The 23,867-nt window shown below is 43.1% G+C and carries 20 protein-coding genes and 1 pseudogene; 11 read left to right on the plus strand and 10 right to left on the minus strand.

The features are described 5' to 3' along the window. Positions 1–95: 95 nt before the first annotated feature. Both GQA99_RS16830 and fdhD read right to left on the minus strand, forming a co-directional pair. A complete protein-coding gene (locus GQA99_RS16830) occupies positions 96–2,447 on the minus strand; it encodes an FdhF/YdeP family oxidoreductase (protein WP_160055848.1) in 2,352 nt (783 codons plus the stop codon). Next, positions 2,440–3,249 carry a formate dehydrogenase accessory sulfurtransferase FdhD gene (gene fdhD / locus GQA99_RS16835; RefSeq protein WP_160055850.1) on the minus strand — a complete coding sequence of 270 codons (810 nt, stop codon included), beginning with the start codon at positions 3,247–3,249 and terminating at the stop codon, positions 2,440–2,442. The genes GQA99_RS16830 and fdhD overlap by 8 nt, the downstream gene beginning before the upstream one ends. A 147-nt stretch (positions 3,250–3,396) precedes the next feature. Between fdhD and GQA99_RS16840 the strand changes: the two genes are divergently transcribed. The 3 genes from GQA99_RS16840 to GQA99_RS16850 all read left to right on the plus strand — a co-directional run bounded on the left by GQA99_RS16840 (position 3,397) and on the right by GQA99_RS16850 (position 6,199). Further along, positions 3,397–4,311: a LysR family transcriptional regulator gene (locus GQA99_RS16840; protein WP_160055852.1), complete on the plus strand. Its 915-nt coding sequence runs from the start codon at positions 3,397–3,399 to the stop codon at positions 4,309–4,311. A 203-nt stretch (positions 4,312–4,514) separates the two neighbouring features. After that, positions 4,515–4,799: a VOC family protein gene (locus GQA99_RS16845; RefSeq protein WP_160055854.1), complete on the plus strand. Its 285-nt coding sequence runs from the start codon at positions 4,515–4,517 to the stop codon at positions 4,797–4,799. 185 nt (positions 4,800–4,984) lie between these two features. Beyond that, the gene (locus GQA99_RS16850; RefSeq protein ID WP_160055856.1) at positions 4,985–6,199 is read left to right on the plus strand and encodes a dicarboxylate/amino acid:cation symporter; all 1,215 of its coding nucleotides are present in this window, start codon (positions 4,985–4,987) and stop codon (positions 6,197–6,199) included. 274 nt (positions 6,200–6,473) lie between these two features. On the opposite strand, the gene GQA99_RS16855 is transcribed toward GQA99_RS16850, so the two are convergent. From GQA99_RS16855 to GQA99_RS16865, 3 genes are all read right to left on the minus strand, one after another. Then, positions 6,474–7,679: an AGE family epimerase/isomerase gene (locus GQA99_RS16855; RefSeq protein ID WP_160055858.1), complete on the minus strand. Its 1,206-nt coding sequence runs from the start codon at positions 7,677–7,679 to the stop codon at positions 6,474–6,476. Continuing rightward, the gene (locus GQA99_RS16860; protein ID WP_160055860.1) at positions 7,676–8,653 is read right to left on the minus strand and encodes a carbohydrate kinase family protein; all 978 of its coding nucleotides are present in this window, start codon (positions 8,651–8,653) and stop codon (positions 7,676–7,678) included. Before GQA99_RS16860 ends, GQA99_RS16855 begins: the two co-directional genes overlap by 4 nt. A gap of 70 nt (positions 8,654–8,723) precedes the next feature. Then, positions 8,724–10,025, minus strand: coding sequence for an MGH1-like glycoside hydrolase domain-containing protein (locus GQA99_RS16865; protein ID WP_160055862.1), 1,302 nt, complete (start codon positions 10,023–10,025; stop codon positions 8,724–8,726). Between the two features lie 179 nt (positions 10,026–10,204). Between GQA99_RS16865 and GQA99_RS16870 the strand changes: the two genes are divergently transcribed. From GQA99_RS16870 to GQA99_RS16895, 6 genes and pseudogenes are all read left to right on the plus strand, one after another. After that, positions 10,205–12,667, plus strand: coding sequence for a TonB-dependent receptor (locus tag GQA99_RS16870; RefSeq protein ID WP_160055864.1), 2,463 nt, complete (start codon positions 10,205–10,207; stop codon positions 12,665–12,667). 166 nt (positions 12,668–12,833) lie between these two features. After that, a complete protein-coding gene (locus tag GQA99_RS16875; protein WP_160055866.1) occupies positions 12,834–14,414 on the plus strand; it encodes a sodium:solute symporter family protein in 1,581 nt (526 codons plus the stop codon). Between the two features lie 192 nt (positions 14,415–14,606). After that, positions 14,607–15,764 (plus strand): ROK family transcriptional regulator, encoded by a 1,158-nt coding sequence (locus GQA99_RS16880; RefSeq protein WP_160055868.1) that lies wholly within the window; start codon positions 14,607–14,609, stop codon positions 15,762–15,764. Positions 15,765–15,879: 115 nt separating this feature from the next. Next, positions 15,880–16,101 (plus strand): hypothetical protein, encoded by a 222-nt coding sequence (locus GQA99_RS20675; RefSeq protein WP_189386247.1) that lies wholly within the window; start codon positions 15,880–15,882, stop codon positions 16,099–16,101. A gap of 256 nt (positions 16,102–16,357) precedes the next feature. Beyond that, a pseudogene (locus GQA99_RS20815) lies at positions 16,358–16,447 on the plus strand (NUDIX hydrolase); the annotation flags it as partial. Between the two features lie 259 nt (positions 16,448–16,706). Next, complete coding sequence (locus tag GQA99_RS16895) at positions 16,707–16,979, plus strand: hypothetical protein (RefSeq protein WP_189386246.1); 273 nt, start codon at positions 16,707–16,709, stop codon at positions 16,977–16,979. A 111-nt stretch (positions 16,980–17,090) separates the two neighbouring features. Here GQA99_RS16895 and GQA99_RS16900 read toward each other — a convergent pair whose 3' ends face one another. Genes GQA99_RS16900 through GQA99_RS20605 form a run of 4 tightly spaced genes read right to left on the minus strand, consistent with a single transcriptional unit; the run spans position 17,091 to position 21,131 of the window. Further along, on the minus strand, positions 17,091–18,338 hold the full coding sequence (locus tag GQA99_RS16900) for a glutamate-5-semialdehyde dehydrogenase (RefSeq protein ID WP_160055870.1): 1,248 nt from the start codon (positions 18,336–18,338) through the stop codon (positions 17,091–17,093). Next, positions 18,335–19,441, minus strand: coding sequence for a glutamate 5-kinase (proB, locus tag GQA99_RS16905; protein WP_160055872.1), 1,107 nt, complete (start codon positions 19,439–19,441; stop codon positions 18,335–18,337). The genes GQA99_RS16900 and proB overlap by 4 nt, the downstream gene beginning before the upstream one ends. Before the next feature lie 13 nt (positions 19,442–19,454). Beyond that, positions 19,455–20,951, minus strand: a complete 1,497-nt coding sequence (gene putP, locus GQA99_RS16910; RefSeq protein ID WP_160055874.1) for a sodium/proline symporter PutP — start codon at positions 20,949–20,951, stop codon at positions 19,455–19,457. 3 nt (positions 20,952–20,954) lie between these two features. After that, positions 20,955–21,131 (minus strand): hypothetical protein, encoded by a 177-nt coding sequence (locus GQA99_RS20605; protein WP_170293566.1) that lies wholly within the window; start codon positions 21,129–21,131, stop codon positions 20,955–20,957. 626 nt (positions 21,132–21,757) lie between these two features. Between GQA99_RS20605 and acuR the strand changes: the two genes are divergently transcribed. Next, the gene (gene acuR, locus GQA99_RS16915; protein WP_160055876.1) at positions 21,758–22,396 is read left to right on the plus strand and encodes an acrylate utilization transcriptional regulator AcuR; all 639 of its coding nucleotides are present in this window, start codon (positions 21,758–21,760) and stop codon (positions 22,394–22,396) included. Positions 22,397–22,449: 53 nt separating this feature from the next. Next, complete coding sequence (gene acuI / locus GQA99_RS16920; protein ID WP_160055878.1) at positions 22,450–23,433, plus strand: acrylyl-CoA reductase (NADPH); 984 nt, start codon at positions 22,450–22,452, stop codon at positions 23,431–23,433. A gap of 176 nt (positions 23,434–23,609) precedes the next feature. Here the strand turns inward: acuI and GQA99_RS16925 are convergent. Beyond that, a partial coding sequence (locus GQA99_RS16925; RefSeq protein ID WP_160055880.1) for an ISAs1 family transposase occupies positions 23,610–23,867 on the minus strand: 258 nt, incomplete at its 5' end.

The following is a 23,867-nucleotide window of genomic DNA, read 5'->3' on the forward strand; positions in this document are numbered from 1 at the left end:
TTTATACATTTAGCGTTTATACATTCAGCCATTTTCGATACAACCCAATGCAAGCTGCACAAGGTTGTATCGATAACCAATTACCTGGCTATAACTTACACTTGCGCCACATTAATCACCGGTTTGGTGGAGGGTGTGATGACTACCGGGATAGATTTCGAGGTAGGGGTGTAAGAGTCTATCCCGACACTGTTGATTGATACCAATGGGTTTGTCTCGGGGTAGTAGGCGGCAATATTACCTTGCGGAATATCGTAAAGTACCACGCTAAACCCAGACACTTTACGCACGACATTGTCATTGGCAATAGATTGTAAATCGACTAACTGCGCTTCAACCAGATTGAGGTTTTGTGCATCTTGTGGGTTAATAAACAATACATTTCGTTTGCCTTTAATGCCTCGATATCTGTCATCCATGCCGTAAATTGTGGTGTTGTACTGGTCATGTGAACGTAAGCTTTGCAGCAATAATATCGGCTGTTGTGAGCTCTGTAATTGGGCATCGCTTGAACAGTCGGCAATCACTGAATCTGGCAAGTTGCTCGGGTTAAACTCTGCGCGTTTGGTTTGAGTGTTCCATACAAACCTGGCGGCGCTGTTGCCAAGGTAAAACCCGGCAGGTTGTTCAATACGTTGATTGTAGTATTCAAAGCCATTTATGGTGTTTTGAATTAATTGGCGGATCAGCCCGTAGTCATCTCGTAATGCTAACCAATTAATTTTTGTGGCCGCGCTTTGAGTCTTAGTCTGTTGATCACCTGCAAAGTGGTGATAATCTCGATGATGGAATGTGGCGTTGGCCATTTGGGCGACGATGTCTATTTCAGATAAGCACAGCTCTGACACTGGCTCGGTCATGCCCGTTGAGGCGTGTACCATGCTAAAGGTGTCTTCAACGGTAATTTTTTGAATCCCGCTGCGTTGAACATCTAATTCTGTTCTGCCTAGGCAAGGCAAAATAAGTGCATCTTGTGTCACTTGTAAATGGCTGCGATTAAGCTTGGTGCTGATTTGCACGTTAAGCTCTGCATTGTGGATGGCTTGATAGGTAAAGTCGGTATCGGGTGCAGCTGCAGCAAGGTTGCCCCCAAGACAGATAAGCACTTTACTGTCTTTTGTTTGTAGCGCTTTAAGCGCTTCTACTACGTTGTGACCAGCCTGTCGTGGTAGGCGAGTATCAAAAAAGTTATCAAAGTGAGCAATAAACTCATTCGATGGTTTTTCGTTAATCCCCATGGTGCGATTTCCTTGCACATTACTGTGGCCTCGAACTGGACACAAGCCGGCACCCGGTTTCCCTATTTGGCCGCACAACAAATGCAGATTAATCACTTCGCGAATGATGTCGACAGAGTGCTTGTGCTGGGTTAATCCCATTGCCCAACAACTGATCACGGATTTGCTGCCGCTAAATAAGATTGCCGCTTTAATAATATCGGCTCTAGTGAGCCCTGATTGTTGTTCAATCTGCTGCCAACTGGTGCGCTTAACACTCTGTTGATACTCATTAAAAAAGGCGCTGTGTTGCTCAATAAACCCATGATCAATTTTGTCCTGGCGCTGTTCAATAATGTACTTTGCCATACCGCGCACCGCGGCCATATCACCGCCAAGTTTAGGGGTTAAATATTGATGGCTAATGGTGGTGGCTGCAGGGGTTAATAGTTCGATTGGGCTTTGTGGGCTGGCAAACTTTTCTAAGGCGACTTCTTTAAGATTATTAAAGGTGACAATTTTACAGCCATGTTTAGCGGCTTTACGTAACGCATTCATCATCCGTGGGTGGTTCGTTCCTGGATTTTGGCCAAACACAAAAATGGCTTCAGCGGCATCAAAGTCATTTAATACCACAGTGCCTTTACCAATACCGATGGCTTTTGTTAGTGCGACGCCACTGGCTTCGTGACACATATTGGAACAGTCTGGAAAATTATTAGTGCCGTATAAACGGCCAAATAATTGATAAAGGTATGATGCTTCATTACTGGCGCGACCAGAGGTATAAAACTCTACTTGATTAGGGCTAGACAAGCTGTTGAGCTTGTCGGCAATAATGCTAAAAGCGTCGCTCCAGCTCACTGGCTCATAATGATCGGTTGCGGCGTTGTAACGCATCGGCTCGGTTAAGCGGCCTTGATACTCTAGCCAGTAATCGGTTTGCTTTGCTAATTGGCGTACCGAATGCTGAGCAAAAAACTCACTGCCAACCCCTTTGCCCGTAGATTCCCATGCAACGGCCTTGGCGCCATTTTCACAAAATTGAAATGCGCCGTGCTTGTTGTCACCCCATGCACAACCTGGGCAGTCAAACCCATCGGTTTGATTAACGCGTAATAAATTTTTGAGATTTTGCTTGGTGCGTTGGCTACGTAATACATGGCTTAATGTGGCTTGTATTGAGGGAAAACCACCGGCTTTGCTGGGTTTTTCGATATGGTTAGACATTAATGGCTCCGAATGGACTAACAGGCAGACTGCTTAAATTGACCTTGGCTTGGAAATTAGAGTAATAAATGGGTGCTGAATACTTGGGGATATGAATAATATTGAGGTTGTACTTTAACGCCAGTTTTACCGCCAACTGGCTGGGTGACGCTAAACTAATTAAGTTATTTACACCCAGTTGCACCGCTTTATGAATCAACTCACTGCTGCAACGGCTGGTCATTAATAATGCGTTGCACTCAGACAATGAGCTTGGCTGCCTAACTAACATACCGATTAATTTATCTAAGGCATTGTGACGGCCGATGTCTTCACGGCAAGCAATGATGTTGCCCTGGGCATTTAAGGCTAAAGCCGCATGAATGGCACCGCTTTGTTGAGCTTTAAGTTGATGCTCTTCAATTTGCAGTTTGAGGGCGTCGACATCTAATAATTCAATTGGGCGAGTGGCAGGTAATATGGTTAATTCTGGCAGTGCATGGGAGATAGCTTCAACCCCACAAATACCGCAACCCGTCGCTCCCACTAATCGACGCTTCTTGCTGTTTAATGCGTATAAACAGCGATTTGCGATAGTGACATCGATATTAAATCCATGTTCTGATTTACTGACTTGAATGTCGTGAACATCATGGTCATGTTGAATAATGGCCTCGGAAAACAAAAAGCCAATGGCAAAGTCTTCAATGTTGTCTGGGGTGATCATCATTACAGCATAATTGATGCCATTGAGATTAATTGCCGCGGCGGCTTCTTCTACCAAGTGTTCAATAGACGGTGACCATTTATATGACGCATTCATACTTTTAGCCTTAAAATTTGAAGTGGGTCACATTTTATGGAGAGCTAAAATACAATTCCAATCAAACTATTTTATAGATTGATAGTTTTTATCTATTAATAAGGTTAAATTGATAGCTTGATTTTATATTAGAGGTTACGTGCTTACATGAATCTGCGGCAGTTACATTATTTTCATGAGTTGGCTAAACATAAGCATTTTGCTAAAGCGGCTAAGGCTTGTCATATTACCCAGCCAACGTTATCAGCCAGTATTAATGCGCTCGAAAAACGCTTTGGCACAGAGCTGGTGGTCCGTGGTAGCCAATTTGTGGCGTTAACTGAAGCGGGCAGTGTTGTACAGCTGTATGCAGAAAAAATGCTGTTAGATGAGGCTGCATTAAAGCAAGAGATCAGTGCTTTTACTGGGCCATTAAAGGGGTCGCTTAATATTGGCATTGTGCCGCAATCCAGTGTTGATATTATGCCAATCATTAAACACTTTACTCAGTTACATCCGCATATATCGATTAAATTACACGTCACCACTAACGAAAAGCTGCTAGAACAACTCACTTTGCATCAAATGGATATTGGCTTAGGTTTTGATGAGAGCATTAGCGAATCAAGCCGCAGGCAACTTCAGTTTTACCCTCAACCCGGTCATCCTTTGGCGGTTTTGTCGCTTAAGCCTATGCTTCTTGATCTAACCGCGCCACAACATGCCATGTCACAACAAGTGTTGCCATTAACTCAGCTTAAATCTGTGCCCTTGATATTATTAAGTCAAAACATGCAATTTAGGCAATACATTGATAATGCGATAGAAAAAGCTGGAGGCGGCTTTAATATTGTATTAGAAACCGACTCGTTATTTCATCTCGTCAGTGCGGTAAAACAGGGGCTAGGGTATGCGATTGTGAGTGGCGGAATAGCTAAATCGGCTAAGCAATTACATAACCTTCATGCTCAAACATTATTAGATGTTGAGTCTGGCGATACGGTATTTATGACCCGTAAATATAGCGTGTCAGTGGCGATGAAAGCGTTTATCCGTTTAATTGAGGTTAACTCGACGCTATAGCTTATTTGCGGTTTGCCCCGTTTTTTATCTATTTAAGCCGCTTACTTTAAGCCGCAACTTTAAGCCGCTTATTTTGACCTATTTTCAGGCATTTCTACTTATTATCAATTTATATTAGATAATGTTTATCTATTTAGGCCGTTTATTGCGAAGGTGAAGCGTTTTAAAATCATGCTTCAATTCATTTAACGGTGTAAACAGGTATGCAAATTAGCTTTGATCATCTTTCATTAAGTGCACGGCAGCCAGAAGTGATGCGTGATTTTTTAATGGCATTACTCGGATTAACGCATGGGCGCCGGCCTCGTTTAGGCTTTAACGGCTACTTTTTATTTGCTGGCGATAAAGATGTCATCCATATTTTTGCTAACCATCAAGCACCTGCCACTACTGAGCAAGAGCAAAATATTGTTCATCATGTCAGCTTTTCTAGCGACAATTATCAGGAAACAATGCAGCGCATTGCTAAGCTCGATTTAGCTTATTGAATGGGCGAAGTCCCTGGCACGTTAATGAAACAAATTTTTGTACGCGGACCTGAAAACCTGATTATCGAGATTCAGGCTCAACCTTAATTTTTTGCGATTGGTATCACTTTAGATTTGTGTCATATTTTAACGTCATTTAGCTTATCTGCTATTAACCTTGTATTTTTCATGTTTTAGGAATTGATATGTTGAGAAGCCTACGCGCTTATCGCTCGTCCATTATTTTATTAAGTGCGTTACTCATAGGCGGCCTATTTGGTGGTTTGTTTCCTGAGTGGGCGATTAAACTCAAACCCATTGGGCAAATATTTTTAAATTTGCTGTTTATGATCATCGTGCCATTAGTTGCGGTGAGCGTGATGTCGTCGATTGCTCATATGACCGACTTAAAAAAGTTAGGTGCCATATTGGTGTCGATTATGGCGGTGTCGATTGTCATGGCGATTGTGCCATCCGTTGGCGTCGTGCTATTAGCGCTCGCTTACGACCCAGCTCAAGGCGTGACCTTGGATTTGGCTAATACGGTCGATGCTGCATCAGGCAGTATGGATTTTGTGAGCTTATTAACCACCAATGATTTTGTCGGGTTATTGTCTAAGTCGAATATTTTGGCGTTAATCATCATGTCGGTGATTGGCGGCGTAGCCATTGGCCAATCTGGTGAAGATGGTCTCGTAGTCAGCCGTATTTTGGATAGTGTTAACACGGTTATTATGAAAGTCATTTCAATATTAATGTACGTAGCACCTATTGGCTTAGGGGCTTACTTTGCTGCAACCATGGCCAGCCAAGACACTGAGCTGATGGGCACATTTGCTCGGGCTGTGGGGTTGTTCTTTGTTGCCATGGCGCTGTATTTAACCGTAGGCTCAACGCTATATGCGTGGATTGGTGGCGGAGTAAAAGGGGTTAAACAGTTTTGGCAACACATGCTTGAGCCTGCCGTGACCGCTTTGGGTACCAGTTCATCTTTAGCTACCTTACCTGTGACTATTCGTAGCGCGACTAAGATGGGATTAAATGAGCAAATTGCTGAAATCAGTCTGCCGTTACTGGTTAATTTAAACAAAGGCGGCGCCGCTGCAATTACCGCGTTAAAGATTGTGTTTATCTATTCTTTATTGGGACTCGATTTCACTACTGATGTATTTATGCTGACCATTTTGATTTCGGTGTTGTCGGCTTTTGTGATTGGCGGCGTACCGGGTGGGGCGTTTTTAGGTGAAATTTTTATTGTCACCACCTTAGGCTTACCAATGGAGGTGATCCCGATTCTAGTGGTGATAGGGGCGATTACCGATGCCGCCTCTACCGTGATAAATGTGGTGCATGACTTAAGCGCTACACAGATTATTGAGCGGATTAATGGCAAGCATTATCAAACCAGTACCACTGAATAACCCATAAAAATAGCCGCCACAGTTTGTGTGTCACTATGGCGGCTATGTTTTCGGGGGGAAGTCTTATTAAATTAACCTGAGCTCGATAATAAACGCCTGTCAAACAGTCCTTTGCCCAGCCAGCTAACTGCGTTGAATCGACTTACAATAGGCTAGTTATTGACGCGTCAATTCGCCTTGTTAGTAGAATAAATGACAAGCTTGAAAGGGGGGGGGGCATGTTGATTTTAATCAACATAAGTTTGCCCCTTGTCCCGAGCTCAGGTTAACTAAGTTATTTAGTTTCAATTAATGCTAGTACATCAAAGCATGCACCCATGGTGTGGTAGTCGGTTTTACCAATAGGGCTTTTTTGGTCGTCTATTTTTTGATTGTCCTGGGTTAAAATTCTAAACCATGCACCGTACTGATGGTCGACCATATGTTGCCACGAGTATTGCCAAATTTTGTCGTACCATTGTTGATACTTTTCTTTGCCTGTTGCGTGGTGTAAATAAGCGGCGCAGCTAAGGGTTTCGGCTTGCACCCAAAAGTATTTTTCGCCATCGCATACGCTCATGTCGGGTGCAAAACCATAACAAATCCCGCCGTGCTTATCGTCCCATGCCGCTTGTAATGCTGCATCAAATAGCGCTTGAGCACGTTCAACTAACCAGGGTTGAGATTGATATTTGGCCAAAAACATCAATAACTTGGCCCATTCTGTTTGATGGCCAGGTTGGAATCCCCACGGGCGGAATAAGTTTTTAGGGTCGTGTTTGTTGTATTCAAGATCCGGTTGCCATTGCGGGTCATAATGCTCCCAAATCAATCCCCCCATTAGGGCAGCCTGGCGATTTACCATATTGTCGGCCAGGAGCATGGCTCTATCAAGGTATCGTGGGTCATTTGTGGCTTCATAGGCAGCGATTAATGCTTCGCAAGTATGCATATTGGCATTTTGGCCTCGGTAAGGGTCACATACACTGAAATCGCCGTTGTATTGATCTTTATATAAACCGGCCTCGTTATCCCAAAAATAACGTTCCATTGTGTCAAAGGTGTCAGCAAGAAAGTCGCGGGCTTCGGTTATTCCTACTCTTAAGGCCCAGCTATAAGCCAAAATCACAAACGCAAAGCCGTAACAATGGTTGGTATCGTCAAGTACCTTAACCTGGCCTTCGTTTACATTAAGTAGCCAGTTATAGCCTTGTGTCTGTGGATTAAAATGAGCCTGGCGAATAAAGGCCACGCCAGACTTTACTCGGGCTAAGTGTTTATCATCATTAAAGGTTAAGTAGGCTCTGGCGTAGTTAAACACAAAGCGAGTTGAGCTCACGAGATGGCGCGTTTTTGGATCAAATACCTCGCCATTGTCAGAAAAGTTCTGATAAAAGCCGCCGTGCGGGTCGTCAACATTGGGCTCGTAAAATGCTAATGTGTCGGCAATATGTTGCTTAATAAATGCTGGGCTGCTGAAGTTAGGTTGGGTTGAGTTCATAGTGTTTTCCTAAAGTCGTTGAGCGACTGCGTTGACGGTAATGAGGTAAATGCACCTTTATAAGACGCAGCATGGGCGCCGCATAAAGAGGCAAATTCAATCATTTTTGACAAGGTGCTGTTATCGGCACACAAGGCAGTAAATGAGTCTGGATTAAGTTGCTGTAAGCTTAATTGGTATAACAGGCCGCCAACAAATGCATCACCTGCTGCGGTTGCATCGACCATGATGATTTTTTTGGGGTTGTAAGTTTGATTGCCACTTTTCGTATACCAAACAACAGGATTGCTGCTGTCGGTGACAATAAATAGTTGGCAACCCTGACTCAGTGTTTGCTGAATAAAATGCTCGGGTGTGTTGTCATTGGCGAGGTAAATGAGTTCTTCTTTGGAGGCTTTTATCACATCGCAGTGCGGTAATAACGGCAAAATATGATCGCGCGGTGTGCTGTGACCTGCCCACAAATTGAGGCGCAAGTTAATGTCAAAACTCACAATACTGTGCTGTTGTTTTGCCAGGAGAACACCGTGTAGCGTGGTGTCTCTGATGTGTTGTTCAGTTAATGTATTTGAACAAAAGTGAAAAATAACATTGTTGTTAAACCCATTTTTGTCAAAGTCTTGTGGCGAAAAAAGCAAATCTGCTGAGCTGTCGCGATAAAATTCGAAGGTGCGGTCGCCATCGCTGTCTAAAGATACAAAAGCCAGGGCAGTTTTAGCGGTTGGGCTAAATCGCATGTAATCAGTTTTTACCCCTTCATTTTTGAGTGCTTGGTAGAGAAAGTCGCCAAACATATCTTTAGCGAGCATTCCGGCAAAATACGCTTCACCGCCTAGCTTAGCGATAGCAACACTGACATTTGCAGGTGCTCCGCCAGCAAATTTAGTAAAGGTCTCTTGTTGGTTTTGCTCACCACTAAGCTTATTTGACAGCATGTCGATGAGTACTTCACCAAAGCATATTGTTGTATTCATTATGTGTTACCTATTACAAAAGCGGCCAACACCTTGGCCGATATTTTTGTTGTTTCGCCTGAACCATTTATTAATCAAGTAACCAGTGAAGCGCGATTGCTGCGGTCCATGAGAAATTTTTACCGCCACATCCCGCCCCAGTTTCTGGGTTGAAATATTCGTAATAACCAGAGGTTAGTACTAAGTTTCGAGTGTCTTGCTGTATATGGTTAGCGGTATTGGTGAAGCCTGACTCGGCAAATCCTAGGGCTATCATCCAGTTAATGTGCAGCCAAATTGGGCCGCGCCAGTATCGTTGTGGCTCGTAACAGGTTTCAGACGGATGCGTTGAAGCGATGCTAAATTGACTAGCCTCTATCCACTGTTGTGCGGTGTTATTTAATGATTCTGTTTGCGCTTTAGTGGCAAGCCCTGCATATACGCAAAGTAAACCTGCTGAGGTTTTGACTTTGGCTAGGCTGTTGGTTAACACATTACGGCAATAAAAATAGTTGCTTGATTCACACCACAAACTGCCAATTGCTTGTTCTGTCATTTTGGCGCGCTTAGCTAAATATTCTGTTCGTTCATCGTTTAGACCTAATTTATCACCCAAAATGAGTAAATCTTTTGTTGCGCGATGAAGAATGGCAATAATGCCTAAATCATTCATTTTGTATGGGCAGTTATCAAAAATATATTGGCTGTCGAAGTTGTGACGCTTAAAAAAGTCGACTAGATATAAGAAGCGGTCGTACTCACTTTTATGTGGGCGCTGTGATGGATCTACGTGGCTGGTGTCGCGGCGGGTGTATTCCCAGTCAACACAAGGGACAGCATGTAAGGCGTCATCCCATGCAGGGCTGTTATCCATACCAGATTCCCATGGGTGATATGTCACCACAAGGCCGGTGTTTTGTGGGTCACGGTCGTTGTACCACCACAAATGATATTCAACTAACTTGTTGAAAAGTTGAGTGACTTTTTCAGTTGCTAACGCAGAGTCTTTGGCGGTTTCGAGCATTTCTTTTATCGCGGTGGCTAACACTGGTGGTTGCGATATTGAAGTGCTTTTTATGGCACGATTAGCTCCCCATATGTTTGGGCCAGGAAAGTAAGTCTCTGAGTTTTTGTGAAACAAAATGTGCGGCACCATGCCGTTGTCCCACTGGCCTGAGAATAAAATTTCTATTTCTTGCCATGCGCGAGGTTCATCAAATTTCATCCAACCTAATGCGGTAATTGCTGAATCCCAGTTCCATTGAAACGGATACAAACCGTGTGTAGGTACAGTATAACCACCTAGGTCGTTATCTTTTAATGTCTGTTTAGCGAGTTCTTTTAGTGATAACGCCGTTGCTTTGTCGATAGTTACCGCAGTTGAATCAATCATATTGAGTTCTCGTTGTGGGTTATTTTTATAGTTTGATATATTAAAGCACTCATTTTGGGTTGTAAATGGTTTTTTTTTGTGCTTAAATCCAAATCGAAGTAACAAAAGAACAACATATAAAGATTTTATTTCACTTCAACAAGGCTGTAAGTTGATCAATAAAAGAATGGAGAATACCCGTGAAAAAAACAACGATCGCCTCTATTGTTTCCCTATGCATTGCCCAGGGCGCGTTTGCGGCTGATGGCACGACTCAAGATGCTGCTGTAAAAGATAAAAATATCGAACGTATTATTGTGTCAGGTACGAGTAAGGGTCGTATCATCTCTGACACGCCTCAATCGGTGACGGCAATTAGTGAAGACGAGCTTAACAAGCTATCTTCTAGTAGCCAGGCTGATGTGTTGCGTAACATTCCTGGTATTAAAGTTGAAGGTGGGGGCGGTGAGGTTGCGACTAACTTACAAGTCCGGGGGCTACCTTCTTCTGGTCAATTCCAGTTCACACCATTAATGTATGACGGCTCGCCGACATTCAGCACCTTTGGTTTAAACTCTTCTGCATTTGACGTGTATTACCGCAACGATTTGGGGATCGAGCGGGTCGAGTTTGTGCGTGGTGGGGTATCCAACTTATTTGGTCCGGGGTCTGTTGCTGGGGTCATTAACTACATTTCTAAAGTGGGTACAGACGATCCGCAAAGTACTGTTCAGGTAGAAATGTCGGATCAAAGCCGCACTCGTTTAGATTTTGCCACTAGTGGGCCGCTAAATGATGATGGTTTGTATTATGCGTTATCTGGTTTTTACCGTTATGACGAAGGCCCGCTAGACACTGGCTTGCCAACAAAAGGCACTCAACTGCGCGGCAATATTCACAAAGAGTTTGATGATGGCTCTGGTTCCTTTACTGTTTATGGACAGTATATTGACGACCAGGCACAATTTTATCTACCCATTCCGCTTGATGCCAGTAGTCGTGAGCGATTGATCGGTAATGATGGCCAGGAAGTGGAATCGCTGCAAACCGCTCATGCTTCTAGCTTGTCTTATCCTACGGCTAATGGTCGTTATGAGTCTCCAATTACTAATGGCGCGTCAACCAAAGGTAGCTCTGTTTCTTTTGATTTTAACAAAGACTTAGCGAACGATTATGCGTTGTTAATCCGCGGTAAATATGCGAAATATCAGCACGAATTTAACTTGTTTTTAGACGGTGACGGCATTGTTAACGTCCCAGAAACCCAAGCTGACTTTTTGAGCGCCCGTGGTTTGGGTGATGTCAGTAACGCCACGTTTACCTATACTGACTCTGGCCAACTATTGCCAGAAGACGATTTACTGTTCGCTAACCGCGTATTGGATCGTGACCGTCCAGCAGAAGATTTCTCAGGTGAGATTAATCTCATAAAAAGCATGCTAATTGGTGACTTTAGCCATGACATCACTTTTGGTACCTTCTTTTCACACGCAGAAGCTGATGATGACAGTGTAATTACCACCTATTTGGGGGAGTTTAATAATGTACCTCGTTTGGTCGATGTTGCCTTTACTGATATCGATGGCAGTGTAAGCGGCACACCTGGCTCAACCGTGAGTTACACCCAAAATGGTGTTAGTGGCCCTGGAGTGTCTTACACAAATCAGACTATCGCAGCGACTCGCCGTGCCATATATATTGCCGATCAGGTTGAGAACGAAGACTGGATTTTTGATTTTGGCGTACGCTGGGAAGAAATCGATGGCACCATTAATCGTGAAGGCAGTCAGGTTGTTCAAATTAATGACGATCCATCACTTGCACCTAACTTACAAGTTAACACCACAGGTAATGGCCAAATTACTTACGGTGAAGTATCGACATCAGATTTTGCGGTATCGGGTGCGGCATTATACCGCTTAACCGATAACTTAAATGTGTATGCTAACGCTTCACGTGGTTTTTTCTTCCCTGAGTTGCGTGGAGTGCAATTTAACTCTTTAGGTCAGCCTGCTAAGTATGAAGCCGAAATCATTGAACAAGGGGAGATTGGCGTTAAGTTCTTTAATAGCGACTTTAACGGTAGCGTGGCGCTATTTAGAACCGATTTAACCGATCGACGTAGCGTTGACTTTGTGAATGATGGTTTAGGCGGCGTGATTGAACTACCTGTTATGCAGTCGACTAAAGCAACCGGTGTAGAGCTAACAGGCCATTATGACCTTACAGATGAGTGGAACTTGGATGCCAACTTAACCTACACAGATCATGAGTTTACAAAGTTTGATTCAGACCCAAGTATCGTAGGTAATGAACTGCGTCGTAAGCCTAACTTAATGATTAACACCTCTATTGGTTATACCACTGACGATTGGGATGCCACGCTTTATCACAGCTTTGTCGGAGACAACTACGCCAACGATGCTAACAGTGTACAGCTTGATTCATTCAATTTATTTAGACTGGATGCGGGTTATAACTGGCGCTTTGCTGATAATGAGAAGCTACGTTTGAGTATTGGTGTGTTTAACGTGTTTGATTCTGATGGTATTACTGAAGGCTCACCACGTTTAGGCAATAATCAAAGTGCGGATGACGCTTACTTTGTTGGCCGACCCATTTTACCAAGACGTGTCACTTTAAGACTAAAGTATGACTTTTAACGAGTCTCAAGCCTAGGGTGGACATAGCGAAACCCTAGGTTAATTAAAACAACCTATTCACTTGGTTATATTGCACCGTGGTAACGACACGGCATAGCAAATGTAACCAAGATTTCCTTTTTTAGACGGTGTGGTTTTTTCGTCTGGCATATATGCGAATAATAATATGAATATCATCGATTATGGGATTGTCGTTTTATACCTAGCCGCTTTGTTGGTCATGGGGTTTATGTTTAGAACCCAAACCAATAAAAGTGATTATTTTTTAGGGGGTAAAAGCTTAGGCTGGAAACCATTAGCCTTATCAGTGATGGCCACTCAGCTGTCGGCGATTAGCTTTGTCTCTGCTCCTGCGTTTGTCGGCTTACGTGAAGGCGGCGGCATGCAATGGTTGTCGTATGAGCTTGGGGTGCCGTTGGCCATGATTTTACTCTTAGCCACAATCTTACCTAAATTGTACCGCGCTGGTGTTGTGAGTATTTATGATTACCTTGAGATGCGCTTTGGTCGTTCAACTCGTGTGTTAATTAGTATTGTATTTCAATTTAGCCGGGCATTTGCCACTGGCATTATGATTTATGCGGTATCACTGATTTTACAAGGCACCATGGGCATAGAAGCCTGGCAGGCTATTTTATTAACGGGTGTGATTACGGTGTTGTATTCATTACAAGGCGGCATGAAAGCTGTAGTGTATGGTGATGCGATACAGATGGTGATTATTGTATTAGGTACGATTGCATGTATTGGATTTGGTTTGTATCACTTAGGTGGCGTAGATACCTTTTTAGCCAATGTCGACTCTAGCCGTTTAACCGCGATTAAGTTTGAATCTGTTGGCTTTAGTGGTGATGGTTTTGGCTTTTTACCGATGATTTTTGGTGGTGTGGTGTTATATGCATCTTATTATGGCTGTGACCAAACCCAGGCTCAGCGTGCATTATCGGCTAAAAACACCCAAAACTTACGGTATATGATTTTAGCTAACGGTGTGGTGCGTTTTCCGATCACTTTGCTTTATTGCTTATCAGGATTAATCGTTGGCACCTTAGCGATGAGTGATTCGACATTTTTAGCTAAAATTCCCAGTGATAACCCAGACTGGATGATGCCAGTATTTATTCTTAACTACCTGCCTCATGGTCTGATCGGTTTACTCGTTGTAGCGATTTTGGCAGCGGCAATGTCATCACTTAGCTCTGCCATTAATTCACTCGCAGCGGTGACCATTGAAGATTACAGTCGTATTACCAATAAAGACTTACCGCAAGAATCGTATCTAAAATTGGCTAAATATATGGGGCTAGTGTGGGGTGTGATCACCTTAGTATTGTCTCTGTATGCTGGCAATATTGCGCCAACCATTATTGAGGCCATTAACAAAGTGGGCTCATTATTCTATGGTCCAATTTTAGCCGTATTCCTCATGGCTGTAATGAGTAAGCGTTGCACTGCTTTGCATGTCAATATTGGCTTAATTTCTGGCGTGTTACTCAACTTATTGATCTCAATGTTATTACCTGAAATATTTTGGTTTTGGTGGAATTTCATCGGGTTTGTTGTCACCTCAGTGATAGCCTTTATTGCTAGCCGAGCATTTCCTCGAGTCGTAAAACTACAGGATAAGAGCGAACAACTCGACAGCCAGGGGCAGTCGATTTTAACCCGTAAAGACACGATATTATTACTTGGGATGTTCGCCTCCATGGTGGCTATCTGTTTAGCAATACCGCATATTTTTGCATAAATTGCACTAGGAGCTACTGAGTAACCATATTAGTTACGATAGATGTTCCATCTTGTCCGTCGCAAGTCATTGAACTCAGTGATTGCGATGGATTTTTTATATAAGGTTTAACAAATTAGCGTGGCACTATTGTTGTTCTTTATGGGGTTATCACGTAATCTTAAGATCCATTAAATAGTAGATTTATGACAGATGATTTCATTAAACAACAGTAAGTTATTGCGTTCTGGTTTTAGCTTAGGCAAAGGCGATAAGCTGTTTCAAGATATTGAGCGTGATATTATTCGTGTTGTCTTTTGGGAGAAAATGGTCACCCAAAGTCGTATTATCAGTGAAACCAAAATTCCACAGCAAACGGTGTCTCGTTTGCTTAAATCGTTAACACAACAACACGTGCTAATTCAAACCGATACTTTTTTACCTAATTTGAAAGGCAAGCCCGGTGCAGGAATCAAACTGAATCCTGAATATGCTTACAGCTTTGGGTTGTCTATTTTACTCGATGCAATTAGCGTTGCAGTGATGGACTTTTCTGGCAATGTGATTGAAGCTCACCTTGAAGAAATGTCAGATATGAGTATTGCAAATGTACTCAGTTGTGCAGAAAAGTTAGTGGCTAAAATAACCAAAGAATGCAACATCAATCCAGAGAAAGTATTGGGTATGGGGGTTGGTATTTCGGGATTTTTTAGCTCAATGGACGGTAAAATGAACACTCATCACATGTTAGAAGAGTGGTCGCAAATTGATATTGTAGAGTTAATTTCCAGCCATTTCTCATTACCCACATGGATCCTTAATGATGGCACCAGTGCCGCGGCAGGTGAGGGCGTTGCGGGTGTTGGTCGCAATTATAAAAACTTTGTTTATTTGTTTGTGTCATCAGCATTTGGTGGGGGTATTGTCAATAAATCTGAAGTGTTACTTGGCACTTACGGCAATGCTGGTGAGTTGGGCGATATGTTGCCCCCTAAGTTATACGCCCACCCTAATTTAGAGTTATTGAAACGTATTCTTAAAAAGAACGGTGTTGAAGTGCCGTCTATTTATGAAATGAATGATGACTTTGACGTCGACAGCCCGGGTGTTGAAGAATGGGTCTTTAAAGTACAAGATTCATTTGATTTAGTTGCCACCTGCTGTTCAGCCTTGTTGGACGCTGAAGCCATTATTATTGGCGGTCATATTCCTAAAGCGTTGGCGCAAAAGGTGATAGCGCGTACTGATGTGTATGCTCAATTTAGGCGTGGCGCGAAACGTCCCCTGCCTAAAATTGTGGTTTCTGGTGTTGAAAAATACCCAGTGTGTATTGGCGCTGCCACTATTCCTATCAGGCAACTTTGCTTATAAGCCCAAGTCTGGGCTAGATTAATGCTACTTAAATCGAGGCTAGCGTTCTTTGGCTATAAGTGAGTGGAGGCATAACCACTAAGGCTGAAGATAAGCAATCGCGGGTTGAACTATCTTGATTGTTGAATCGCAGTGCCTAGCAACATATGATGCGTTTTTTGATTTAACCCCAAGTTATAACTCACAAATTATGCGCCATTTAACTACCCGTTATCATCCTGAAACGCCTGTCGATTTCATCAATAATAATCCATCGACCATGCTAACGCGTTTGGCCGCACGAGCGATTGTGCTGCGCGGTAATCAGATTTTGATGTTGGATACCCAATCAACCTGAAGATGCTCGATTTCAGCAAGAATTTACACGCGTTTAGGCAAGGCATTGATTGCGGGGAATGGTTGTTCCCTTTCCAAAATCAGCTAAATTAACAAAAGCAACAGCATAAACGCGTGTAAAACTTGCCCTCTGGGAGTTTCACCGTGTTCCCACTACGTTGTTGCGCTAATTTTTAAGGTACCTACATTACTACATTAACGCGCCTAGTATTGAAAACACGGTGAAGCTCTGAAACACGTATCTTCAGGTCGATTGGGTATTTACTCAACGCTATCATGACTATTCATTACCCGGTGGTGGAGTTGATGACGGTGAGCATATTGAGCAGGGCTTAATTCGTGAGTTATACCATTCCGCACTAATAAGTGACGCACTCAGAATGCGTCCAGCGGTTTTTGATTAAGGCGTCGCTATGTAGTAATGGTTGTTCCCTTTCAAATAGCGAGAACGCAGAGCAAAAGCCGCTGGGGGCATTCCTTTCAGGCGAGTTTTAAAAGGGCTTACACTGCGTTGCATGACTTCGAAAGAGAATAACTATTCATTCAGTCATTCGCCTTGTTTAAGCCCTTTTAAATTCTCGCTGAGAAATCACTTACTAACGCGCAATGGTATTAGAAGAAACCGGCGCGCAAGTAGTGGGTGATGTCATTCCGTTTGGCTTATATCAAGAATATCGTCCGTGGCGCAGAGATGGCTTTGAGTCGGTAAACATGCTGTCTTACTGTTATGTGTGCAATATTGCTGACGAGCTGGGGGAAACCCAGTTTGAGGCTCATGAAATAAATAATGGCATGGTGCCAGTGTGGATGGATATTGATGCCGCGATTCAACATAATCTCGACACTATGGCAAACAGCAACAAAAAGGCCTCTCGATAGAACGAGAGACCTTTTTATTAAAGCTAATTAAACAAGAACTGTTATAGGGTTATCACCCTATTATCGGCTTGTATTTATCAGTTTGTGTTAACAGACTGATGTTAGATAAGATTATGCGCGCACCTGGCCAACACCACTTACAAGGTACTTTTCGGTGGTAAGTGACTCAAGTCCCATAGGACCGTAAGCATGCAGCTTGCTGGTAGCAATACCAATTTCAGCGCCAAGACCCAGCTCACTGCCATCAGAGAAGCGAGATGATGCATTCACCATCACTACAGAGGCATCAACTGTGCGTTGAAAACGTGCGGCGGTAACGTCATTTTGAGTGCAAATCACTTCAGTATGGTGGCTACCAAAACGACGAATATGGTTAATCGCACCGTCGAAGTCATCTACTTGCTTAATAGCAATTTCGAGGTCTAAATACTCTTGACCAAAGTCGTCATCATTCATGACGTTACAAGCATCAAAGTATGATTTAGCCTGCTGGCATGCGTTAATCCTTACCTTGTGTTCAGCTAATGCTTGAGCCACTTTTGGTAAAAAAGCTGTTGCAATATCTTGATGAACAATCAGTCCCTCTAGGGCATTACATACACCGGTACGTTGGGTTTTACCGTTGAGTAATAATGCCATTGCAATCTCGAGATCAGCATCCTTATCAACATATAAATGGCAAACACCTTTAAAGTGCTGAATAACGGGCACTTTACTGTTGTCGGTGACAAAGTTAATTAACCCTTCACCGCCACGTGGAATAATCACATCGATATACTCGCGTTGTTGCATCAGTTCCATCATTAAGGCGCGATCAGGATCTGGCACTACCGTGATGAGGGCGGGTGGTAACTGATACACCTCGAGCACTTTTTGCAAAATAGAGGCAATCATTTTACTTGAGTGCAGCGCTTCTTTACCGCCACGTAAAATAACCGCATTACCTGATTTAAAGCATAAGGCACCGGCATCGGCTGTCACATTTGGGCGTGCTTCGTAAATCATACACACAACACCTAATGGTACGCGCATTTTACGAATGCTTAAGCCATTGGGTCTGTCACCTAGATCGCGTTGAATGCCTACAGGATCGGGAAGCGATGCCACGGTTTCAATGCCAGCGGCCATTGATTCAATGCGGTCGTTATTTAAGGTTAAACGGTCTAACATTGCTGAGCCCATGTTGGCACTTTCTGCATTGGCTAAATCTAATTTGTTAGCCTTAATAATTTCATCACTGTGTGCGCGAAGAGCGCGGGCCATGTCGAGTAAAATAGTATTTTTTACTTGCTCATCTAATACAGCAAGTGTTTGTGCTGCAATAGCGGCATTTTGAGATAAGGTCTTAATCAAGCTCATATTTGCTCCAAAATGGCGATGTTCTTGTCTGAAATCAATGGTCCGGTTTTCTGTTGCGCATTATTGGCAAACTCGCGGTCTTCTTGATCAGAAATAAAGTGAAGTAAGCAACTGCTGTAATTTGATTTGGCTTTTGCCAATTTAGTGCCATCGCCTTTGCGCACTAATACAGTATCACCGACGGAAAAGTTGCCTTTAACAGCCACTACATCGTCACTGGTGAGTTGCGTATCATGTTCTTCAAGGTTAGCGTCAAAATCGTTTTCAACAATTAATTCGCCCTGTACCTGTGAGGTATGTGTCATCCAATGTAAGTGTTCTTGCATTGGTTCGTCGTAAGGAGTGAATAATGTACCTGGGTTTTGGCCTTTCAATAGCTGGTTAAAGGTATCTGCATCAAACCCATCTACAATCATGGTTTCAATCCCGTGCGAAATCGCTTTCTCCGCCGCCTGGATTTTGGTACGCATTCCGCCCGTACCGACACTGCTAGTTGCGCCGCCTGCCATCGCATAAATGTCTTCGTTTATGTCACTAACCTGTTTTATCAGTTTAGCGTCATCATGCAAATTAGGGTTTTTGGTATATAACCCTTTTACGTCAGAACAAATAATCAGCGCATCTGCATCAGCCGCCGCAGCAACCATTGCAGATAAATTATCATTATCTCCTACACGTAACTTGTCGGTTGTCACGGCATCATTTTCGTTGATGATGGGTAACAAACCGTGGTCTAGCAACGTAAAAATGGTGTCTTTAATACTGACATAACGCTCACGATCACGAAGATCGCCATGAGTCACCAGTAGCTGAGCCGAAGGAAAGTCAAATAACTTATCCCAAGTGGCCATCATGTCAGCTTGACCTGCAGCTGCCATGGCTTTTTTAAGCGATACGCTTGGCTCTGCTGTATCTTGGAATCGATGCTTACCAGCGGCAACTGAGCCAGATGACACTAATACGACCTGGCAGCCCTGGGCACGACACGTTGCAATAAATTGGGCAATACCCAATAGATAACGACTGCTACAGCCCTGTTGATTAGGCGCAATAAGTGCACTGCCGACTTTAATGACAATGCGTTTCCAATGTGAAGTTGACATTATATTCTCTCGGTTATTTCTGCTCAGCTAATACGCGGCCGGCTTCATGGAAGGTATCAACTGTTTTTTCGCAAGGTTCGGTATCGATTGCACTGGTCACCCAAATCACAACACTGCTAACAATAAAGCCTGGGATCATTTCGTACATCACGCTCGATAGTACTTTTCCGTCGGCAAGTACTGGCGCATATATCCAAAATAGAACGGTTGCAGCACCAGAAATAATGCCGGCAACAGCCGCTTTATGAGTTAAGTTATGCTTGTATAGGCTAAATAGGATGAGTGGGCCAAAGGCTGCACCAAATCCTGCCCAGGCATTACTGACTAGAGATAAAATACTGTTTGAACGGTCAAGCGCTAACAAACTTGCCACGACAGCAACGCCAGCTACACCATAACGGCCCATTTTGACCATTTCTTGTTCTGTCGCTTCTTTCTTAGAAACTACACGATAAATATCTTCAGTCAGTGAACTTGAAGACACCAATAGTTGAGATGAAATGGTGCTCATAATCGCCGCGAGAATTGCCGCTAATAAAAAGCCACTGATCATCGGGTGGAATAACAATTCAGAAAACACAATGAAAATGGTTTCAGGATCGCTTAGCTTCATGTCGAATTTGTTAGCATAGGCAATACCCACAAGGCCGGTTGCCAGTGCACCAATAATGGTGACGGTCATCCAACTCATGCCAATTCGACGCGCTATTTTGATGTCTGAAACAGAACGAATCGCCATAAAACGAACAATAATATGGGGTTGACCAAAATATCCTAGGCCCCACGATAAGCTAGAAATTAAGCCTAATAGGGTGACGTTTTGCATGCCTTCAGAGAAGTGCGGAATAGACTCATAGGCAAAATTCATCATTTTGTCTGCAGTTGTAAACTCTTGATAAGCCACTACTGGCACCAAGACTAATGCTACAAACATGATACAGCCTTGTACAAAGTCAGTCAGGCTAACCGCTAAAAAGCCGCCTAACAGGGTATATGAAACAACCACTCCCAAGGTAACGGCAAGACCTAATTCATAATTTAAATCAAATGCTGAAACAAATAATTTACCGCCAGCAACTAACCCTGCTGAAGTGTAAAGGGTAAAGAAAATCACAATAATGACCGCTGCAATAATACGAACATTACTGTTTGGCGCGTGAAAACGCTTAGCGAAAAACTCAGGGATAGTGAGTGCGTTATTTGCAACCTCGGTATATACCCTCAGCTTCGGCGCCACAATAAGGTAATTCACTAAGGCACCAATTAATAAGCCCAGTGCAATGTAGATGGTTTCGAAACCCACCAAAAACATCGCGCCAGGTAAACCCATTAACATCCAACCACTCATGTCAGATGCGCCAGCAGATAATGCAGTAACCTGCGGGCTAACCTTGCGGCCGCCAAGAATATATCCAGATACATCACTGGTAGATTGCTTGTAGGCAAACAAACCGATGCCAAGCATGACCAGAAAATAGATAGCTAACGAAACGTAGGTTAAGTAATGCATGAACTACTGGCCCCCTAACGCTTTGTTATTTTGAATCTCGTTAGGTTTCAACATGACAAAGAGATAGGTACTTAAAATAGCAAATAAGCACAGTAATTGGGTGGCGTCTTTCAGTTTGAGTACTGATTTATTCCAAACTTGAGTGATGAGATTTTCTTCCGTCTGAATGTCTGCTGACATTGTGCCCTCCTGAGCGTGTAATTCGTGTTATTCAATCATGTGATACTAGCGAATCGGTATAAATAACAATAAAAAAACCACTAAATTGGTTAGTGGTCTAATTATATTAACACGATTTAGTGCTGTATTTCCAATCTAATACTCGGTGTTTAACTCTTTATTATACTTTTACCACTAATTTTCCGAGGTATTCTGCAAGAGCGCTGTGTGGTTTACAAATGAGTCGCCATGGTAAGGTTGATCAATTACCAAGTTCATTGATAAGGGAATATTTATGAATGTTTATCGCGTTAAGCACAATCAATACAGGCTCTTGGCGTTAAATAGTTAACTTGTTATGGGGCGATTAATGGCTGGTTTTATTGTCGAGTTAGATAATGTTAAGGGGGCGTTTAGTCATTTAAGGTTGAGAAAAGGTTCGAAATATTGGTACTAAATTAAATGAATAATTTTTTAATTGTTATAGTTCAAATAATTTTAATGGTAATTAAATAAGAATGTCATTTATTGTTAGTGTTTTAGGCTGTACGTGGGTTACAGGTAAACGATGGCAACAATATCGTGTTTATTAACATTTTTGAGATTAATGATTGCATTTAACTAGACGGTCAGTCTAATATGCTTGGATGAATGTAAATAACCCCACACCTCGTAGAGGCAGACCGCCAAAAGTCGTTAGAGACAATCCTGATACTCGCGCGGCATTAATTCGCAGTGGTCTAGAACAATTAACTGAGCATGGATTTTCTGCGTCGGGGATTGAGCCTATTCTCAAAAAAGTAGGGGTGCCTAAAGGTTCTTTTTACCATTACTTTGCCAGTAAAGAGATGTTTGGTCAGGTTGTGTTGCAACATTATGCGGACTATTTTTTGGCTAAATTAAAAACGCATTTGTTGGATGAATCGAATGACCCTTTGGTTCGGATCCGCCATTTTGTTGCAGATGCCAAAGCCGGTATGACCCGTTATCAATTTAAACGGGGTTGCCTAGTAGGTAATTTAGGCCAGGAGATTGGCATGTTACCTGAAAGCTTTAGACCACAATTAATTACTATATTTGCTGGTTGGCAAAATTGTTTAGCAAATTGCCTTGAAGATGCCGTAGCGCAGGGGCAAATCGCTGCTGATGCTGACTGCCAATTATTAGCAGAGAACTTTTGGGTTGGTTGGGAAGGCGCAGTGAGTCGCGCTAAGTTGGTGGAACATGGCGCACCGCTAGATAATTTCTGCGATCTCTTCATGGCGGCATTACCAAGAAAAATGTAAACGCAAAATTTTTTAACTATTAATAGACGATCAGTCTAAATTAGGAGTGAATCATGTTTAATGCAATGTTAATTGAAAAAGATGAGCAAGGTTATCGCACTACCGTTAAGAATGTTGATGAGTCTGTTTTACCAGAAGGTGATGTGACCGTTAAGGTGCTCTATAGCACATTAAACTACAAAGATGCCCTGGCTATTACGGGTAAAGCGCCAGTTGTTCGCAGCTTTCCCATGGTGCCAGGTATTGATTTAGTCGGCATTGTTGAGCAGTGTGACAGTGATAAATTTAAGGTTGGCGACACGGTATTATTAAACGGTTTTGGTGTGGGCGAAGTTCATTGTGGCGGTTTAGCGACCAAAGCGCGCTTAAAAAGCGACTGGCTTATTGCCTTACCAAACGGATTTACACCGCGCCAGGCTATGGCGATTGGTACCGCGGGATATACGGCGATGCTATGCGTTATCGCGCTTGAGAAAAATGGTGTCACACCAGATAAAGGTGAAATTTTAGTAACAGGTGCGAATGGCGGCGTAGGCAGTTTCGCTATCGCTATTTTAGCCAAACTAGGCTACACCGTCGTCGCATCTACTGGCCGAGTCGATGAAAGTGATTATCTTAAAAAACTCGGCGCCAGTGACATTATCGATAGGGCGACACTGTCTGAACCCGGCCGCCCATTAGCTAAAGAGCGTTGGGCGGGTGCCGTTGATTCTGTTGGCAGCCACACGTTAGCTAACGTATGTGCCAGTACTAAATATGGCGGTGCCGTTGCCGCTTGTGGGCTCGCCCAAGGCATGGATTTACCTGCGAGTGTGGCTCCGTTTATTTTACGTGGTATTACCCTTGCTGGTGTAGATAGTGTTATGCGACCGATTTCCGATAGAGTAGAAGCCTGGCAACGTTTGGCTGATATTATTGATCCCGCGGTATTTGACGACATTGTCCAGGAAGTCAGTTTAACCGAAGCCTTAAATGTGGCGAGCGAGTTGATGGGCGGTAAAGTGCGCGGCCGCGTTGTGGTTGATGTTAATCGTTAACAGGCCCTGATATGTTTATTTGAAATCTTATCTGATTTTGATTAAAAGATGGCAGAAAAGCTTGAATAAAAGTCCACTTGAAACCGTGGGCTTTTTTATTTTCATAAGCTATTATGAATATAAGATCACACTCACTTTAAAGAGGTTGACGTCCAGGGCAACCGCATGAGTGTTCATTAATTAGCCACATCACTGAATCCAGCTTGTAATACTGCTTCTAAGTATGCTGTTTTCATCCAGGCTCGTTTTTGTTTAGCTGGTATGCTTCCCTTTGAAGGTTCACTTCTAAGCATATTCAATGCGGCTTGTCGTAACATAGCCCAATTTTCAGCACCATGGTCTTGATAAATTTGGCAAGCATCCTCAGCCATACAGACATCTAACACCCAATGCAGGCTATTTTCTACAGCCCAATGAGCACGCACCGCTTCAGC

It is taken from the genome of Shewanella litoralis, assembly GCF_009828585.1.
Taxonomy (GTDB): Bacteria; Pseudomonadota; Gammaproteobacteria; order Enterobacterales; family Shewanellaceae; genus Shewanella; species Shewanella litoralis.

Coding starts and splice junctions, on each gene's coding strand:
- GQA99_RS16830 (WP_160055848.1), bottom strand. CDS start 2,447: ATGTCTAACCATATCGAAAAACCCAGCAAAGCCGGTGGTTTTCCCTCA.
- fdhD (WP_160055850.1), bottom strand. CDS start 3,249: ATGAATGCGTCATATAAATGGTCACCGTCTATTGAACACTTGGTAGAA.
- GQA99_RS16840 (WP_160055852.1), top strand. CDS start 3,397: ATGAATCTGCGGCAGTTACATTATTTTCATGAGTTGGCTAAACATAAG.
- GQA99_RS16845 (WP_160055854.1), top strand. CDS start 4,515: ATGCAAATTAGCTTTGATCATCTTTCATTAAGTGCACGGCAGCCAGAA.
- GQA99_RS16850 (WP_160055856.1), top strand. CDS start 4,985: ATGTTGAGAAGCCTACGCGCTTATCGCTCGTCCATTATTTTATTAAGT.
- GQA99_RS16855 (WP_160055858.1), bottom strand. CDS start 7,679: ATGAACTCAACCCAACCTAACTTCAGCAGCCCAGCATTTATTAAGCAA.
- GQA99_RS16860 (WP_160055860.1), bottom strand. CDS start 8,653: ATGAATACAACAATATGCTTTGGTGAAGTACTCATCGACATGCTGTCA.
- GQA99_RS16865 (WP_160055862.1), bottom strand. CDS start 10,025: ATGATTGATTCAACTGCGGTAACTATCGACAAAGCAACGGCGTTATCA.
- GQA99_RS16875 (WP_160055866.1), top strand. CDS start 12,834: ATGAATATCATCGATTATGGGATTGTCGTTTTATACCTAGCCGCTTTG.
- GQA99_RS16880 (WP_160055868.1), top strand. CDS start 14,607: ATGATTTCATTAAACAACAGTAAGTTATTGCGTTCTGGTTTTAGCTTA.
- GQA99_RS16895 (WP_189386246.1), top strand. CDS start 16,707: ATGGTATTAGAAGAAACCGGCGCGCAAGTAGTGGGTGATGTCATTCCG.
- GQA99_RS16900 (WP_160055870.1), bottom strand. CDS start 18,338: ATGAGCTTGATTAAGACCTTATCTCAAAATGCCGCTATTGCAGCACAA.
- proB (WP_160055872.1), bottom strand. CDS start 19,441: ATGTCAACTTCACATTGGAAACGCATTGTCATTAAAGTCGGCAGTGCA.
- putP (WP_160055874.1), bottom strand. CDS start 20,951: ATGCATTACTTAACCTACGTTTCGTTAGCTATCTATTTTCTGGTCATG.
- GQA99_RS20605 (WP_170293566.1), bottom strand. CDS start 21,131: ATGTCAGCAGACATTCAGACGGAAGAAAATCTCATCACTCAAGTTTGG.
- acuR (WP_160055876.1), top strand. CDS start 21,758: ATGAATGTAAATAACCCCACACCTCGTAGAGGCAGACCGCCAAAAGTC.
- acuI (WP_160055878.1), top strand. CDS start 22,450: ATGTTTAATGCAATGTTAATTGAAAAAGATGAGCAAGGTTATCGCACT.